The sequence below is a fragment of the Micromonospora sp. RTGN7 genome, from assembly GCF_033804645.1.
In the GTDB taxonomy this organism is placed as follows: Bacteria; Actinomycetota; Actinomycetes; order Mycobacteriales; family Micromonosporaceae; genus Micromonospora.
In genome coordinates, this window is sequence record NZ_JAPZLF010000001.1 from 22044 (window position 1) to 37102 (window position 15059).

Here is a 15059-nt window from a genome sequence, read left to right on the forward strand (position 1 = left end):
CGGTCTCCTCATCCGCCGGTCGTGACGAACAGTTTGTCGATGCCGCGCAGGAACAGGCTGCCGCTGTAGACCGGCGTCCGGGTGATGCGCAACTCGGGGAAGCGGGCGAAGAGCCGGGGCAGGGCGAGCCTGCCCTCCAGGCGGGAGACCGCCGCGCCGAGGCAGAAATGCAGGCCGACGCCGAAGGCCAGCGACGGCGGGCCGGAGCGACGCGGGTCGAAGCGGTCGGGATCGGGAAAGCGGGACGGGTCCCGGTTCGCGGCGGCGATCAGCAGCATCACGTTCTCACCCTCGGCCACCGGCACGCCGTGCAGGACGGTGTCCCGCGGCGCCGCCCGGGCCAGGAAGTGTACGGGGTTCTGCATCCGCAGCACCTCGTCGACGCAGCCCCGGGTCAGTTCGTCGTCGCCGGGCAGTGCCGCGGTCACGTCGGGGTGGTCGAGCAGCAACGGCAGCCCGTTGCTGAACAGGTAGACGGTGGTGACGAAGCTGGCGTTGAAGAGGACGATCAGGTTGCTGATCAACTCATCCTCGGTGAGGTCCACGTCGCCGGAGTCCAGCGCCTCGATCAGGGCGCTGATCAGGGCGTCCCCGGGGGCGCGACGGCGGTCGGCGATCAGCTCGCGGTAGTACTCGCGCAACTCGGTGGCGGCGGTGTCGGCCCGGGCCAGCCGCTCCGGGGTCGCCCCGGCGATGTCCAGGAACTCGTCGATCCGCTCGACCCGCTCCCGGTACCAGGCCAGGTCGGCCTCCGGCAGGCCGATGAACTCGGCCATCACCAGCGCCGGGATCGCATACGCGAAGTCGGCGACGAAGTCGACCTCCGTGCCGCCCGCGCCGGCCTCGGCCATCCGGTCCAGCTGTCGGTCGGTGATCCGGTCGATCACCGGCTCCAGGGCACCCAGCCGGCGCGGGGTGAACGCCTTGGCGAACACGGCCCGCATCCGGGTGTGGTCGGGCGGGTTGACGAACATCATCGAGGACTCGAAGGTACGCAGGATCTCGTGCTGTTCCCAGCCCGGCGGGGACTGCTTGGACCACTCGGGGTCGCGCAGCACCTGGTCGATGAGGTCGTACCCGCCGGCGACGGCGGTGACGGTGCTCTGCGCGGCACGGTTCGGAATCTCGCGAATCGGCCCCCACTCGTGCAGGGCCGCGTAGAAGGGGTACGGGTTCTGCCGGCCCTGTTCGCTGTACAGGCCGGCGAGCAACTCTCGGACGTCCACGGTGGTGCTTCCTCCCCAGGAATCAGATGACGGGACGGCGGGAGGATCCCCGCCGCCCCGCCGGTGTCACAGGCCGAGCAGGCGCAGCGGCACCGCGTTGGCCATCGCCTGGTTGCCCAGGTCATTCGGGTGGATGTGGTCACCCGAGTCGTAGGCCGGGAGCAGCCGGCTCGGCTGGGCCGGGTCGCGGAGCACCTGGTCGAAGTCGAGGACCCCGTCGAACTCCTGGCTGCCCCGCAGGTACGCGTTGACCGCCTGGCGGGTGGCCTCCTTCTCCGGCGTCCACACCCCCGGGTTGCCGTGCCCCTCGTACGGCGTCAGCGTGGCCACCAGGCTGGTCAGGCCGCGCGCCTTGACCTGCTGGTTGATCTGCCGCAGCGACGCGATGATGTTCTCGGCGGAGTCGCCCGACATCCAGATGTCGTTGATGCCCAGGTGGGTGACGACGGTCTGCACGCCGGTCTGCGGGAAGACGTCCTCGTTGAGCCGGGCCAGGCCGTTCGGGCCCAGCTCGTAGTAGCCGGGGAAGCCGCCCGTGCCGGGCTCGGTGCCCTCGTGGTTGAGCCGGTTGCCGGCGAGGCTGAGGTTGAGCACGCCCGGGGTGCGTACCTCCGGGCGGCCGTCGATCAGCCGGTCGGCGAGCAGGTCCGGCCAGCGCTTGTTGGCGTTGACCGAGCTGCCGTTGCCGTCGGCGATCGAGTCACCGAGCACCACCACCGAGCCGGGGCTCTGCCGCCGCTGCACGTCCACCCCGGACAGGAACATCCAGCAGCAGTCGGGGCGGGTGGTGAACCCGGTGCCCGCAGCCGCGCCGGTGAGGTCCGTGGCGCCGATGAAGGTGGTCTGCCGGGACTGGCCGTGGAAGGTGACCGGGCCGGTCAGCACCGGGAAGTACAGCGTGACGACCAGGTCCTGCTGGTCGCCGATCGGGAAGTCGATCGGGTCGCTGAGCAGCTCGGCGCCCCGGTTCATGGTCACCGAGGCGGAGCCGTTGAACCTCAGCTCCCGCACGCTCGGCGCGGTGACGTCCGACAGGTCCGTCGGGGTCGACGCGTCCGGTCGGGCGATGGTGGCCCGGCCCACCTGCACCGCCTGCTCGCCGTAGATGTTGCTCAGCCGCACACGCAACCGGGAACCGCCCACGGTGGTGTGCACGATCATCCGGATGCTCTGGTTGTTCAGACCGGTGTTGGTCAGGCCGACCGTGTTGCCCCGGGTCACCGCCGCGGCCCAACTGCCCGCCCAGACGGGGGCACCACGGCGCTCCCCGGTGTCCGGGCCGGCGGTCGCGACCACAGCCGGTGCCCCCACCACCAGCGCCGCAGCCGCGGCGGCCACCATCTGCCATCTCTTCGGAGCGGTTATCACATGCCACTTCTTCGGGGCCGACATCGAACCTCCATATTGGCAACCCAGGGTCGTCCACAGACGACAGCGGGCCGGACGATGGTGCAAAAACCTAGCCCCGGCCCTGAGGTGCGTCAATCAACCTGATCGACAAGGTCAAATGACGTCGAGGTGCGTTGAAGCACCGATCGCGGTACGCCGGGACACCGATCGGCCCTGTGCCCCGCCGGGCCGCGCGGCCTAGGCTCGGAGTCGGCGGCGGTGCGGTCGCCGAGGGCGTCCCGCCGTCGCCGTGTCCTGGCCCTGAGCTGCCCGGACCTCGCTCGTAGCCGGTCGTCGCGGGCACCCTGGCCGGGTCGCCGCCGACCGCCGCCGAGAAGCTGATGGGGGCTGGCGATGACTGACGGGTCCGACCGACCGATCACCTACGTGCACGAGGCGCTCGAACTGTTCGCCGGCTTCGGCGACCGGGAGGCACTGGTGGGCAACGGACGCCGGTACACCTATGTGGACGTCGGCCACGAGGTGCGCGGCATGGCCGGCGCGCTCGCCCGGGGCGGGGTCCGGCCGGGCGCCCCCGTGCTGGTGATGCTCGGCAACGCGGTGGAGGGGCCACTGCTCCAGCTCGCCCTGCACCTGCTGGGCTGCCGGACGATGTGGGTCGCCCCGGTCACCTCCCGCCGGGAGGTGGACGACTTCGTCCGTCTGTCCCGCCCGGCGGCGTTCGTCTATGACGCGCGCACCGGCGACGGGTTGGGCGCGGAGATCGCTGCCGGGCTGCCCGGCGTACCGGTGCTCTGCCTCGGCCCGGACGGCGCGGGCCCCGACCTCACCGCGGCCGACCGGGCCGAGGTGGCCGACCTGCCCGCCGACGTGCCGGAGCCGGAGTCGTTCCTCCAGACCAGCGGCACCACCGGAACCCCGAAGCTGGTGCACCACCGGGAGAGCTTCTACTGCCAGATCCTCACCCTGGCCGCAGGCTTCCGGTCCGGTGCGATCCCGCTGCTGCGGCACCTGTCCCACTCCCCGATGTGGCTGGCCAGCGGGCAGATCACCACGCTGGTCAACCTGTTCAGCGGCGGCGTGCTGTTCCTGCGCGAGCAGTGGGATCCGGCGGCGTTCATCGCCACCGTGGAACGGGAGCGGGTCAACTCGACGTTCGTCACCCCGCCGATGCTCTACGAGGTGCTCGACCACCCGGCCCTGGACGGCGCGGACTTCTCCGCCATGTTCATGTTCAACGTGGGTGCCGGGCCCGCCGCGCCCGCCCGGCTGCGGCAGGCGATCGCCCGCTTCGGCCCGGTCCTGCGCATCGTCTACGGCCTCAGCGAGGCCGTCGTGATCACCGCGCAGCCGGGGCTGACCGAGGACCCCACGCATCCGGAACGGCTGCGCTCCTGCGGAAAGCCCTACGGGGACGTGGCCGTGGAGATCCGGGACGCGGACAACGCGGTGCTGCCCGTCGGCGCCGACGGCGAGGTGTGGGTACGCACGAAGCTCAGCTTCGTCGGCTACCACGGTCAGCCCGAGCTGACCGCCGACACCCTGGTCGACGGCTGGGTGCGCACCCGCGACATCGGTCACCTCGACGCCGACGGGTACCTCTACCTCGTCGACCGGCTCCAGGACCGCATTCTCACCCGGCAGCGGAGCTGGCCGATCTACTCCAGGCCGATCGAGGACGTGCTCGCGGGTCACCCGCAGGTGCGCGCCGCCGCCGTGATCGGGGTGCCCGACGAGGTGGCCGGCGAGGTGCCGCACGCGTACGTGGTGCCGGTGCCGGGGGCCACGGTGACCGGGGCGGAACTGATCGACCTGGTCACCACCGAGCTGAGCGCGACGTGGGCGCCGGGGGCGGTGGAGTTCGTCGACTCACTGCCGCTGAACCGGTCGGCGAAGGTGGACAAGCGGGCGCTGCGCGACCAGTACGCCGCCGGCGGTCGCGCCGACCCGGTCGGCAGCCCCGCGTGACGACCGACGCCGGAACCGAGCCCGTGGCGAAGGCCGCCCGGCCGCCCGGCGTGGCCGCCGCCCGGCGGGAGCTGGTCACCCTCGTCACCGCCGACCTGATCTCCAACCTGGGCAGCCGCATCTCGGTCATCGCCATCCCCTGGCTGGTGCTGACCACCACCGGCAGCCCGGCGAAGATGGGCATCGTGGCGGCGGCGGAGTTCCTGCCGTACATGCTCTCCAGCTCCCTGGCCACGCCGTGGGCCGACAGGTTCGGCGTGCGGCGTACGTCCATCGTGGTGGACGCCGCGAGCGCGGTGGCCATGGCCGTGGTGGCGATGACCCCGTGGCTCGGCTTCTGGGCGCTGGTCGCCCTCGTCGCCGTCGCCGGCGGGATGCGCGGCATCGGCGACCGGGTCAAGCACGTGATGTTCCGGCCGGCCGCGCAGCGGGCCGGAGTGAAGCTGATCCGGCTCACCTCCGCCTACGACGGGCTGGCCCGGGGGGTGACCCTGTTCGGTGCGGTGGTCGGCGGTCTGCTCATCGGCTGGGTGGGGGTCACCTGGGCCATCTGGATCGACGCGGCCAGCTTCGCGGTCTGCGCGCTGCTGGTCGGGATGCTGGTGCGCCCGCCGGCCGCCGACACGCCGGCCGCACCCCGGGAGCCCTACTTCCAGGCGCTGCGCACCGGCTTCGCCTACCTGCGCACCGACCGGGTGCTGCTGGCCATGCTGCTGGTGGTCTCCGCGCTGAACATGATGGCCGCCGCCAACACGGCCGTCTGGGTGCCGCTCTGGATCCGTGACGTGCTCGGCGACCCGGCCGGCTTCGGCCTGGTGCTGGGCGTGTTCGGGGCCGGGGCGCTGCTGGGCAACCTGGTCTTCACGGCGATCGGCCCCCGGTTGCCCCGCACGCTCGTCTTCGCCGTCGGCGCCGCGATGAGCGGTGCCCCCCGGCTGTTGACCATGGCGCTCACCGACCACCTCGTGGTGGTGCTGGTGGTGACGTTCCTGTCCGGGATCGGCATCGCCGCGGTCAACCCGCTGCTCGGGGCGGCGCTCTACGAGCGGGTGCCGGACGCGTTGCAGACCCGGGTACTGGGCATCGCCGGCTCGCTGGCGTTCGTCGGGTTGCCCGTCGGTGGCCTGGTGGGCGGCTGGTCGGTGGCGGCGCTGGGCCTCGAGCGGGCGCTGCTGGTGATGGCGGTGGTCTGCGCGGTGCTGACCGTGGGGCCGCTGCTCGCCGGCCCGCTGCGGGCGGGCCGGTCGCGGCCCCGGCCGGCCCCGGCGGGCTGAGCGCCGGCCTGGACGGCAGATCCGGCTCTACCGGCCCGGGCCCGGTGGGGCGGCTCTACCGGCCCGGGCCCGGTGGGGCGGCTCTACCGGCCCGGGCCCGGTGGGGCCGGCGGACCGGCCGGGTTCGCCTCCTGGACGCCCGACGCGGTGGCGGAACGCCGTCGGCCGGCCAGCTCGGCGCGCAGCCGACCAGCCCCGGGGGTGAGGCCGTACAGGGGCACCCGGATCTCGTGCGGCCGCTGGGCTCGGGACTGGTTCCACAGGCCGTTTCGGCCCCACTCCCAGCGGCTCAGCACCGGCCGGGTGCGGCCCGGGTCGGCCGGCTCCAGCACCAGGATCGGCGCGATCCGGCCGCGTACCTCGGCGACCGCCAGGTTGTCCCAGCCGATGGCGAGCGACCCGCCACCGGGACAGGTCAGCACGATCTGGTTCCCGGTCAGCAGCAGCGGGAGGCCGATCTGCCGCTGCGCTTGGACGTACCCGCCGACCGCCGTGAGCAGAAAGATCAACAGGTTTGGGAACGGGTCGGCCGCAGCCGTGCCGAAGAGGAGGCGGACCGTCAGCCAGGCAGTCGCCGTGGCGACCGGAACTCCTCCGGCGGCGTACAACAGCGTCCTGCGACGGGACCGCCGGAACCGCACCTCCCCCGGTGCCTCTGCGGCATTCATGGCCTCATTGATTACCGGTTCCGCCCGGCGGCAAACGGGTGGCACCACCGGAGGGGCGACCGGGAGTGGCACGGCCGACCTGTCGACCTGTTGGGGTGGGTCGTGGTGGCGGGGTTGTGCGTGGATCGGCCGATGCCGCGTTCGATCGATCCTGCCGACTCCGGCCCGCCGTCGCGGGGCGTGCTGCCGCCGCCGGTGTGACTGCACGGGCGGGGCAGCGATCGCCCTGGTGCAACTTCGGTGCGCACCGTACGACCGGTGGCCTACGCACGCCGGTGACCGGGGACGGTGGCGTTGGGCGGGAGTGGTGGTGTTGATCTCGACGCAGGCACCGGCGTTGTTGCCGGTCTGCGGGTGACACCTGTACCGGCCCCTTTGCTCTGCTGCCCCCGGTGCAACGCGCGCGGGTTCGCGGCGTTTTCTGCCCTGCGTTCGTGCTGGCCGGTGACGTGAAGCGGCCGCGTGGTGCCGGTGTTGCGGTGACGGCAGCAGAGCAAAGGGGCGGGGAGACATCACCGGGCGGTCAGCGGGGCACTGCGAAACAGCGGACAGCGCGGCCGGCCTCTTTCAGCAACCGTCAGGGTGTCCACGAGGCCTGCGAGGTGAAAGAGCCGGCTCAGGCCCCGCCACCCACTGCGACACAGGCCTCAGCCGAGCAGGCTGCCGAGCCAGAGGCCGAACGCGGCGAGCACCAGGCTCGCGCAGAGGCTGCCGAGCACGTTGAAGGCCTCGACGGCGGCGTTCTTGCGCAACAGTCCGAGGGTGTGCCACTCCTCCGTGGAGAAGGTGGTGTAGGCGGCGATGAAGCCGACCCCGACGATCGTGGTGAAGTCCTGCGCCCCGGCGGCGACGTTCTTCGCGGCATAGCCGGTGACGATGCCGAGCACGAAGGCGCCGGAGACGTTGATCAGAAAGGTGCTCGCCGGAAAGGCCCGGCTGGCCCCGCTGACCCGCGCCTTCCACCAGGGCTTCACCAGCGCGTCGACCCCGGCGCGGCTGAGCGCCCCGAGCCCGCCGGCCAGGAACACCCCGATGCCCACCCACATCACGCACCCCTGCCCGTCGGCCGCCCCACCCGCAGTTCCGCGAGGCGCGCGCCGAGCGCCGCGGCGATCACTCCGCCGACAATGCTCACGACGAGGTAGATGATGCCCACCCCGGTACGCCGCGCCCCGATGAGTTGATCGGCCTCGACGATGAAGTGCGACCAGGTCGTGAAGCCGCCGATGAGACCGGTCGAGAGGAACGGCTTGCCCCAGGGCCCCGGCAGCCGGTGCGCCGCGAGCAACGTCATCACGGCACCGAGGGCGAAGGCACCCACGATGTTGATCACAAAGGTGACCCAGGGGAAGTCCGGCGGCGTGGCCGGGGCGAAATTCAGCCCCAGGACGTAGCGCAGCGTGGCGCCGATACCGCCGCCAAGGATGATCGCCAGGACTGTCACGCACCCATTAACGCACCGGCGTCCTCCGTCACCGCCCCAGTTCGGACATGTTCCACCCGTACGGCTACGGCCCCGCCGAACGGGTGCGGTGCAGCGGCACGGGCCGGCGGCCGGACGGCCGCACGCGGCTGCGGCTCCCTGCCGCTCGGCAGGGCCTCGACCGATCGTGCTGTCGACGCCCGCCCGGGGGTCGGCTAGCGTGCCGATCATGTCGTCGAGCCTGACCGAAGCAACCGATCCGCACTGCCTGCGCGCCGGGGAGAGCGCGCGGCTGCTGACCGGCCACCCGTGGCGACGGTTCGTGGTGCTGGGCGACAGCGTCGCCGAAGGGCTCTGCGAGCCGGTCGACGGGTACCCGGACGTGCAGTGGGCCGACCGGATCGCCGCCGAGTTGGAAGCGGCCCACCCCGGGTTGGCGTACCGGAACCTGGGGCTGCGCGGGCTGCGGGCGCACGAGGTGCGCGCGGCGCAGCTCGGCCCGGCGGTGGAGTTCGGGCCCGACCTCGCGCTGGTGGTCTGCGGTGGCAACGACGCGTTCCGCCAGGCGTACGACGCGGACGCGGTCGACGCCGAGCTGGCCGCCATCGTCACCGCCCTCCAGGCGACCGGGGCGGACGTGATCACGGTGGGCATGTTCGACGTGTCGCAGAGCCCGGCGGTGCCCGAGCGGCTGCGGGAGAGCCTCGGCGAACGGATGCGTCGGCTGTCGGCGCGCACCCGGGCGCTGGGCGAACGGCTGGGCACCCTGCACGTGCACCTGACCGACCACCCGGCGGTGGCCGAGGCGGGCCTGTACAGCGGCGACGGCCGGCACGGCAGCGCCCGCAGCGACGCCATCGCCGCCGCCGAGACGATCCGCCGCCTCGGCGCCCACCTCGCCTCGCCCGCCCCGCGCTGAGGACGGCCGCTTCGGGGGGGGGTTGTTGTGGCCCCCCCCCCCCCCCCCCCCCCCCCCCCCCCCCAAGGCGACGCCGCGGGGTCAGTCGGTGAGCAGGATGCCGGTGAGCAGGACACCGCGGGCGAGGTTGAGCACGCTCTCGCAGCCGGGGAAGCCGACCCGGGCCAGGGCGCCGGAGCCCTGCCGGCCGAACAGGTAGGGGGCGAGGCTGTACGGGACGTCGGCGGTGACCGTCTCCCCGGTCTCCATCCGCACGAAGTCCATCGGCACCCGGTCGGCCTCCATGTACTCCTGGAGGATGAAGCCGCCCTCGTCGAGGGCGGCGCGCAAGCCGGCCTCCCACGCCTGGGCGCTGGTCTCCCGGCCGAGCAGCACGCCGAGGCCGGCGGAGCCGTCGGCGGGCTTGGCGACCAGGTCGTGCTGGTCGGCCAGGGCCCGGGGCAGCTCGGCGGCGGTGAGGGCGCTGGTGCGCGGGACGTACCGGCGCACCAGCGCCTGGTCGGCCTCGGCCAGGGCGTCGAGATCCTCCCAGAGCCAGGCAAAGTTGATCTTGTTGCCGAGCAGCCAGGCGGCGGAGCTGACGAACATCGGCAGGGTGCCGGCTGCCAGCGCGCCGGCCACCGCGTCCAGGCCGGCGCTGGCGTGCACCCGGTTGGGCACGAAGAGCCGGAACAGGCCGTCCACCGGGGCGCCGTTGACGACGAGCCGGCCCTGCTCGTCCAGGGTCGACAACTTGAGCTGGGCGATGACCAGGTCGATGCCGAAGTGCCGGGCCCGGTCGGCCAGCGGGGACAGGATCCTGATGAAGTCGTCCGGGGTCTCCAGGCCGGGATAGTCGGCGTCGAAGTCCAGCAGCAGCGCCACCCGGGCCCCGTCGGACAGCCCCAGCTCGTCCCGGATGGCCACGAACCGCTGGTCCAGCAGGGACGGGGCGGGGCGCACCGGCAGACCGTCGAGGATGCCCTGGTCGGCGTAGATCTTCGCGTACCGGTAGACCACCGTGTCGGCGTCGAAGCCGCCGCCGAGGCTGCTGTCGATGTTGTACTCGACGAACTTCGGCACCCCGCCGGAGATCAGCACGTCCGGCCGGTACGCGGCGAGCAGCGCCTCCGACAGCTCCTCGTCCTCGTCGAGCAGCCTCGTCTGAGCCGCCGGCACGCCGAGCAGTCGGGTCAGCTCCCCGGCGGTGCGAGCGCGCCGCTGGCAGGACTCCAGGATGAGCTGGGCGAGCCGGTCGCAGACCTCGTTGAGCTCGCGGAACGCGTCCGCCGGCATGACCGGCGGGCGGGCCAGCCGCCACGTCTGGTTGTACGTAGCGCAGCCGTAGAAGACCTCCTTCCAGGCGGCGGCCCCGGCGGCCACCATCGCCGTACGGGTCGACTCCGGCAGGGCCTGCCACGCCTCGTCGGCCTCGGGCCAGTGGTAGTTCGGGTCGATCATCAGGCGTCCTTCAGGGTGAGTTGGATGGCGGCGGTGAGCTGCTCGCGGCCGGGCTGCACAGCCCGGTCCAGCGCCGGGGCGAAGGGCAACACCGCGCCGTCGGGGCGGGTGACCCGCCGGGGCGGCGCGAGTAGCCGCACCCGCTCCACCACGGTCGCGATGATCTCCCCAGCGATGCCGCAGGACCGGTTGGAGTCGTCAATGACGACCAGCCGCCCGGTGCGGGCCACGGACTCGGTCAGGCCGTCCCAGTCGAACGGGTAGAGCGTGCGGGGGTCGAAGACCTCCACCGAGACCTGGTCGGCCAACTCCTCGGCGACGGCGAGGGCGTCGTGCACCAGGTGGCCGACCGCGACCACGGTGACGTCGTCGCCGCAGCGGTGCACCCGCCCCTTGCCGATCGGCACCGGGGCCAGGGCTGCCAGATCCACGTCGGCCCGGACGTCCATCGCCCCGGCCGGGGCGAAGAGCACCACCGGGTCGACGTGCCGGATCGCCGAGACCAGCAGCCCGTACGCGTCGGCCGGGGTGGCCGGGACCAGCGTGGTCACCCCGACGTGGGCGAAGAGGCTGTACGGGTGGTCGGAGTGCTGCCCCGCCCACCCGGTCCGCGAGCCGGAGCCCGGCACCAGGTAGGTCACCGGCACCGCGCACTGCCCGCCGGTCATCAGCGGGAACTTGTGCGCGTGGTTGACGATCTGCTCGAAGACCAGGAACAGCAGCGACGGGATCTGGAACTCCACCACCGGGCGCAACCCGGCCAGGGCCGCGCCGGTGGCGAAGCTGGTGAACGCCTGCTCCGACAGCGGGGTGTCCAGCACCCGCTCCGGCCCGAACCTCTTCAGCAGCCCGGCGGTGACGTTCGAGGCGGCTACCCGGATGTCCTCGCCGAGCAGGAAGACCGACTCGTCGCGGGCCATCTCGTCGGCCAACGCCCGGGTGAGCGCCTTGCGGTACGACAGCCGTGGCATCAGCCACCTCCCGTCCGGGCGATGAGCCCGCTGGCATACAGGTACTCCAGCGCGCCGGCCGGGTCGGGCTCGGGGCTGGTCAGGGCGAACTGCACCGCCGCGTCGAGGGTGGCCTCGACCTCGGCGTCGACGGCGGCCCGGGCGGCGTCGGACAACCGCCCACCGGCGATCTCGACCGGGTCCCGGGACCGGCCCCGGGCCACCTCCTCGGGCGCGCGGTAGTCGAGGCGTACCGCGTGCTCGAAGGTGTGGTGGGCATCGAAGCGGTAGGTGCGGGCCTCGATCAGCTCCGGCCCGCCCCCGGCGCGCATCCGGTCCACGGCGGCGGCCGTGGCGGCGCGTACCGTCTCGGGGTCCTGGCCGTCGACGACGGTGGCCGGCATGCCGAACGCCGCGGCCCGGCCAGGAATCGTGCCGGCCACCGCGCCGTCGACGGGCATGGTGGTGGCGTAGCCGTTGTTCTCGCAGACGAACAGCACCGGCACCCGCCAGAGCGCAGCCAGGTTGAACGCCTCCAGCAACATCCCCTCGTTGACCGCGCCGTCGCCGAAGAACGTCGCCCCGACCACGTCGTCGCCGCGGCGCCGCCGGGCCCACACCGCCCCGGTGAGGATCGCCCCGGCGGCGCCGACGATGGCGTTGGCGCCGAGTACCCCGACGCCGAAGTCGGCAGCGTGCATGGACCCGCCCCGGCCCCGGTTGAGGCCGGTGACCCGGCCCAGCAGCTCGGCGAGCATCCGGGCCGGATCGGCGCCCTTGGCGAGCACGTGGCCGTGCCCGCGGTGGGTGCCGGTGACCAGGTCGTCGGCGCGCAGCGCCGCACAGACCCCGGCGGCGATCCCCTCCTGACCGAGGTACGGATGGATGCCGCCGACGATCGCCCCGGAGCGGACCAGGTCGAGCGCCCGCTCCTCGAACCGGCGGATCAGCCGTACCGTCCGGTACAGCCGGACGGAATCGCATCCGGTCACGCCGGGCGTCCCTCCTTGATCGCGGCGAGGATGTCGTCCCAGAGCTGCACCCGGGCGGCGAGCGCCATGTTGACCGTGTCGGCGCACTCCTGCCACTTGGTGTCATCGTCGCCGCACAGGTCGGCGAGCATCTGCATGGCCATCGGGGTGTGCTGCTCCCCGTCGACCTCGATGTGCCGCTCCAGGTAGTCGACGAACTTGTGCAGCCTCTGGCTGCGCTCGTTGACCGCGACGACCTGGGTGAACATGTCGGGGATCAGGTCCTCGCGGCCGAAGGCGAACGCCGCCGCCTGGCAGTGCACCGGGGTCGACTCGATGATCTTCCAGGTGGTGGCGGCGAACGCCGCGGACGGGCCGGGCACGCCGGCTTTCACCAGCGCCTCGGCCACCGGCGTGCCGGCCCGCAGCAGGTCGATCAACACGTCCACGGCGGCGGTGGAGGCGCCGGCCTCGGCCATGCCCTGCACGTACAGCTCGAAGTGGCTGATGTAGCCCTCGCCGAGCTCGTCGCTCTCCTCCACCATGACGATGTCGTTGATCAGCCGGCGGCTGCCGGTCGGGCCGGTGGGAATCCACGGCACCGTCACGCAGGTGAGCTGGCGCTGCAACGACTTCAGCAGGGACATGAAGTCCCAGACCGCGAAGACGTGATGCTCCATGAAGGTGACCAGCGCGTCGTGGGTGTCCAGGTTGGCGTAGAGCGGGTGCTTGACCACCACCTCGCGACGGTCGTTCACCGCCTGCTCCAACCGCTCGATACCCGGGTGGGTCCTACCCCAGTCGTACCGTGACATGTGTCAGCCTTCCTGCTGGGCTCGGTCGTGCCAGATGACCGGGCAGTATTCGGGGTCCGCGTAGTCCGGCCGCCCGTCGTCGGTGCGGCGCACCAGCACGTCGTGGTTGTACGCGGCAACGGTGCCGTCGGAGAGCGGGAACTCCCGCCAGGCGTTCGCCCCGTCCTGCAGGTGCAGCGAGACCGCCCGGCGGGGACGGCCGCTGACGTTGGCGCCGCTGCCGTGGTAGGTGCGGCAGTGGTGGAAGCTCACGTGTCCCTTGGGGATCACCATGGGAATCTTGCGGATTTCCGCGCCGTTGTGGGCGGCGTTCTCGGCCAGCATCTCCTCGAGCTGGCTGCGGTCGCGCTCGGCGAAGTGCCGCACGACGGTGTCGTTCGCGCCGATCTCGGACCACCGGTGCGACCCGTCGACCATGGTGATGGTGCCCATCTCCTCGCCGCAGTCATGGAAGGGGATGAACGCGGTGAGCATGTTCTCCGAGGTCGACGACGACCAGTAGTGCTTGTCGAAGTGCCAGGGCACGATGTTCGACGGCTCGCCGGAGATCGGCGGCTTGTAGATCAGCGTGGACTGGAACACCCGGATCTCGTTCGTCCGGGCGAGCCGGGCGGCGACCGCACCGAGCAGCGGCTTGCGCAGGATCGCGGCGATGCCGTCGTGCTCGTGGTGGACGTAGTCGTTGTGCCGCTGCACCGGGCCCTTCGACGGGTCCCAGTAGGCCAGCTTCGGCGGGCGCACCGGCAGGGTCCGGTCCCGCTCGCCGTCGTAGTAGCGGTCGGTGGCCGCCTCGAGGGCGTCCACCTCCTCGTCGGTGAAGAGCTTCTTCGACAGGTACCAGCCGTGCTCGGCGTAGAACCGCACGTCGGACTCGGAGGGCAGCAGCGCCTCCTCCTCGGCGGTCAGTGTCGGACGGAACTGTGTGGTGGTCATGCCCCAACCCCTTGTGCCGTGCCGACCGCGACGGCGGGGGTCGCCCCCGCCGCGGCCAGCTCCCGTTCCTTGGCCTCGTAGAGGGCCTTGATGTTGCCGCTGCCGAAGGTGAGCGCCCCGCGCCGCTCGATCAGTTCGAGGAAGAGGGTGCGGCGCACGTGCATCGACTCGGTGAAGATCTGCAACAGCTGGCCACCGTGGTCGCGGTCGACCAGGATGCTCAGCTCGCGCAGCCGGTCCAGCGGCGCGTCGACCGGGCCGACGCGCCGTTCCAGATCGTCGTAGTAGGTGCCGGGGGTGCCGCCGGCGAAGCGGACCCCCCGGCGGCGCAGCGCGCCGACGGCGGTGACGATGTCGTCGGTGCGCAGCCCCAGGTGCTGCACCCCGGCCCCGGCGTGCTCGGTGAGGAACGCGTCGATCTGCCCCGGCCGGCGGCTGCGGTCGGGCTCCAGCAGCACCAGGGTGACCCGCCCGGACGGGCTCTGCACCACGGTGGAGTTCATCGCCTGCCCGGCGACCTCGACGTGCTCGGTGAAGATCTGCGCGAAGCCGAAGACCCGCTCGTAGTGGGCGACGGTCTCGTCGAGCTGCCCCGGCGGCACGCAGATGGCCAGGTGGTCGATCTCGGCGAGCAGGCCGTCGTCGCCGCCGGCCGGTGAGTCCATCTCGATGGCCCCGGGCAGGAACTCGCGCCGGTCGCCCCGGCGCTCCACCAGCCGGTGCAGCACGTCACCGAAGCCGCTCACCTCGGCGGTCACCACCTCGGCGTCCGCGCCGGTGAAGGTGGTCGGCGCGCTCACCGGCGTCGCACCGCGGGCCAGCAGTTCCGCGTACGCCCCGGCGGCGTCGTCGACCTCCAGCGCCACCACGGCGATGCCGTCGCCGTGGCGCTGCACGTACGTCGACGCCGGGTGCTGCGCGGTCAGCCCCGAGGTGAGCACCATCCGGACGTCGGCCTGACACAGCAGCAGCGAGCGCTGCCCGGTCAGCCCGGTCTCCGGCCCGCCCTGCCCGCAGAGCCGGAACCCGACGGCGGTGCCGAAGTAGAAGGCGGCCTGCCGGGCGTCCCCTACGTAGAGTTCGATGTGATCTATAGAACGGATGTCCATTTACCAGCCCTTC

At 72.4% G+C, this 15059-nt stretch carries 14 protein-coding genes; 3 read left to right on the forward strand and 11 right to left on the reverse strand.

Annotated elements, in window-relative coordinates; translation table 11 throughout:
• Window positions 1-8 precede the first annotated feature (8 nt).
• Together SNR22_RS00120 and SNR22_RS00125 are read right to left on the reverse strand one after the other, a co-directional pair.
• Window positions 9-1226: a cytochrome P450 gene (locus tag SNR22_RS00120; protein ID WP_320064104.1), complete on the reverse strand. Its 1218-nt coding sequence runs from the start codon at window positions 1224-1226 to the stop codon at window positions 9-11.
• Window positions 1227-1292: 66 nt separating this feature from the next.
• Window positions 1293-2564, reverse strand: coding sequence for an SGNH/GDSL hydrolase family protein (locus tag SNR22_RS00125; protein ID WP_320064928.1), 1272 nt, complete (start codon window positions 2562-2564; stop codon window positions 1293-1295).
• Between the two features lie 405 nt (window positions 2565-2969).
• Here SNR22_RS00125 and SNR22_RS00130 point away from each other — a divergent pair, with 405 nt between their 5' ends.
• A complete protein-coding gene (locus SNR22_RS00130) occupies window positions 2970-4544 on the forward strand; it encodes a class I adenylate-forming enzyme family protein (protein ID WP_320064106.1) in 1575 nt (524 codons plus the stop codon).
• Between the two features lie 50 nt (window positions 4545-4594).
• On the forward strand, window positions 4595-5818 hold the full coding sequence (locus tag SNR22_RS00135) for an MFS transporter (protein WP_320064929.1): 1224 nt from the start codon (window positions 4595-4597) through the stop codon (window positions 5816-5818).
• Window positions 5819-5901: 83 nt separating this feature from the next.
• On the opposite strand, the gene SNR22_RS00140 is transcribed toward SNR22_RS00135, so the two are convergent.
• The 3 genes from SNR22_RS00140 to crcB all read right to left on the reverse strand — a co-directional run bounded on the left by SNR22_RS00140 (window position 5902) and on the right by crcB (window position 7930).
• Window positions 5902-6486 carry a hypothetical protein gene (locus SNR22_RS00140; protein ID WP_320064107.1) on the reverse strand — a complete coding sequence of 195 codons (585 nt, stop codon included), beginning with the start codon at window positions 6484-6486 and terminating at the stop codon, window positions 5902-5904.
• A gap of 647 nt (window positions 6487-7133) precedes the next feature.
• Window positions 7134-7532: a fluoride efflux transporter FluC gene (locus SNR22_RS00145; RefSeq protein WP_320064108.1), complete on the reverse strand. Its 399-nt coding sequence runs from the start codon at window positions 7530-7532 to the stop codon at window positions 7134-7136.
• Window positions 7532-7930, reverse strand: coding sequence for a fluoride efflux transporter CrcB (gene crcB / locus SNR22_RS00150; protein WP_320064109.1), 399 nt, complete (start codon window positions 7928-7930; stop codon window positions 7532-7534). The genes SNR22_RS00145 and crcB overlap by 1 nt, the downstream gene beginning before the upstream one ends.
• Before the next feature lie 208 nt (window positions 7931-8138).
• Between crcB and SNR22_RS00155 the strand changes: the two genes are divergently transcribed.
• Entirely contained in the window at window positions 8139-8828 is a 690-nt protein-coding gene (locus SNR22_RS00155) for an SGNH/GDSL hydrolase family protein (protein WP_320064110.1), read from the forward strand.
• A gap of 81 nt (window positions 8829-8909) precedes the next feature.
• Here the strand turns inward: SNR22_RS00155 and SNR22_RS00160 are convergent, their stop codons facing one another.
• From SNR22_RS00160 to hppD, 6 genes are read right to left on the reverse strand one after another with little or no spacing between them, the layout of a single operon-like run.
• Entirely contained in the window at window positions 8910-10268 is a 1359-nt protein-coding gene (locus SNR22_RS00160; RefSeq protein ID WP_320064111.1) for a hypothetical protein, read from the reverse strand.
• The gene (locus tag SNR22_RS00165; protein WP_320064113.1) at window positions 10268-11239 is read right to left on the reverse strand and encodes an alpha-ketoacid dehydrogenase subunit beta; all 972 of its coding nucleotides are present in this window, start codon (window positions 11237-11239) and stop codon (window positions 10268-10270) included. The genes SNR22_RS00160 and SNR22_RS00165 overlap by 1 nt, the downstream gene beginning before the upstream one ends.
• Window positions 11239-12210, reverse strand: a complete 972-nt coding sequence (locus SNR22_RS00170; protein WP_320064114.1) for a thiamine pyrophosphate-dependent dehydrogenase E1 component subunit alpha — start codon at window positions 12208-12210, stop codon at window positions 11239-11241. The genes SNR22_RS00165 and SNR22_RS00170 overlap by 1 nt, the downstream gene beginning before the upstream one ends.
• Window positions 12207-13004, reverse strand: a complete 798-nt coding sequence (locus tag SNR22_RS00175) for a DUF3050 domain-containing protein (RefSeq protein WP_320064115.1) — start codon at window positions 13002-13004, stop codon at window positions 12207-12209. Before SNR22_RS00175 ends, SNR22_RS00170 begins: the two co-directional genes overlap by 4 nt.
• A gap of 3 nt (window positions 13005-13007) precedes the next feature.
• The gene (locus SNR22_RS00180) at window positions 13008-13937 is read right to left on the reverse strand and encodes a phytanoyl-CoA dioxygenase family protein (protein WP_320064116.1); all 930 of its coding nucleotides are present in this window, start codon (window positions 13935-13937) and stop codon (window positions 13008-13010) included.
• Window positions 13934-15046: a 4-hydroxyphenylpyruvate dioxygenase gene (gene hppD, locus SNR22_RS00185; RefSeq protein WP_320064117.1), complete on the reverse strand. Its 1113-nt coding sequence runs from the start codon at window positions 15044-15046 to the stop codon at window positions 13934-13936. The genes SNR22_RS00180 and hppD overlap by 4 nt, the downstream gene beginning before the upstream one ends.
• Between the last annotated feature and the right edge of the window lie 13 nt (window positions 15047-15059).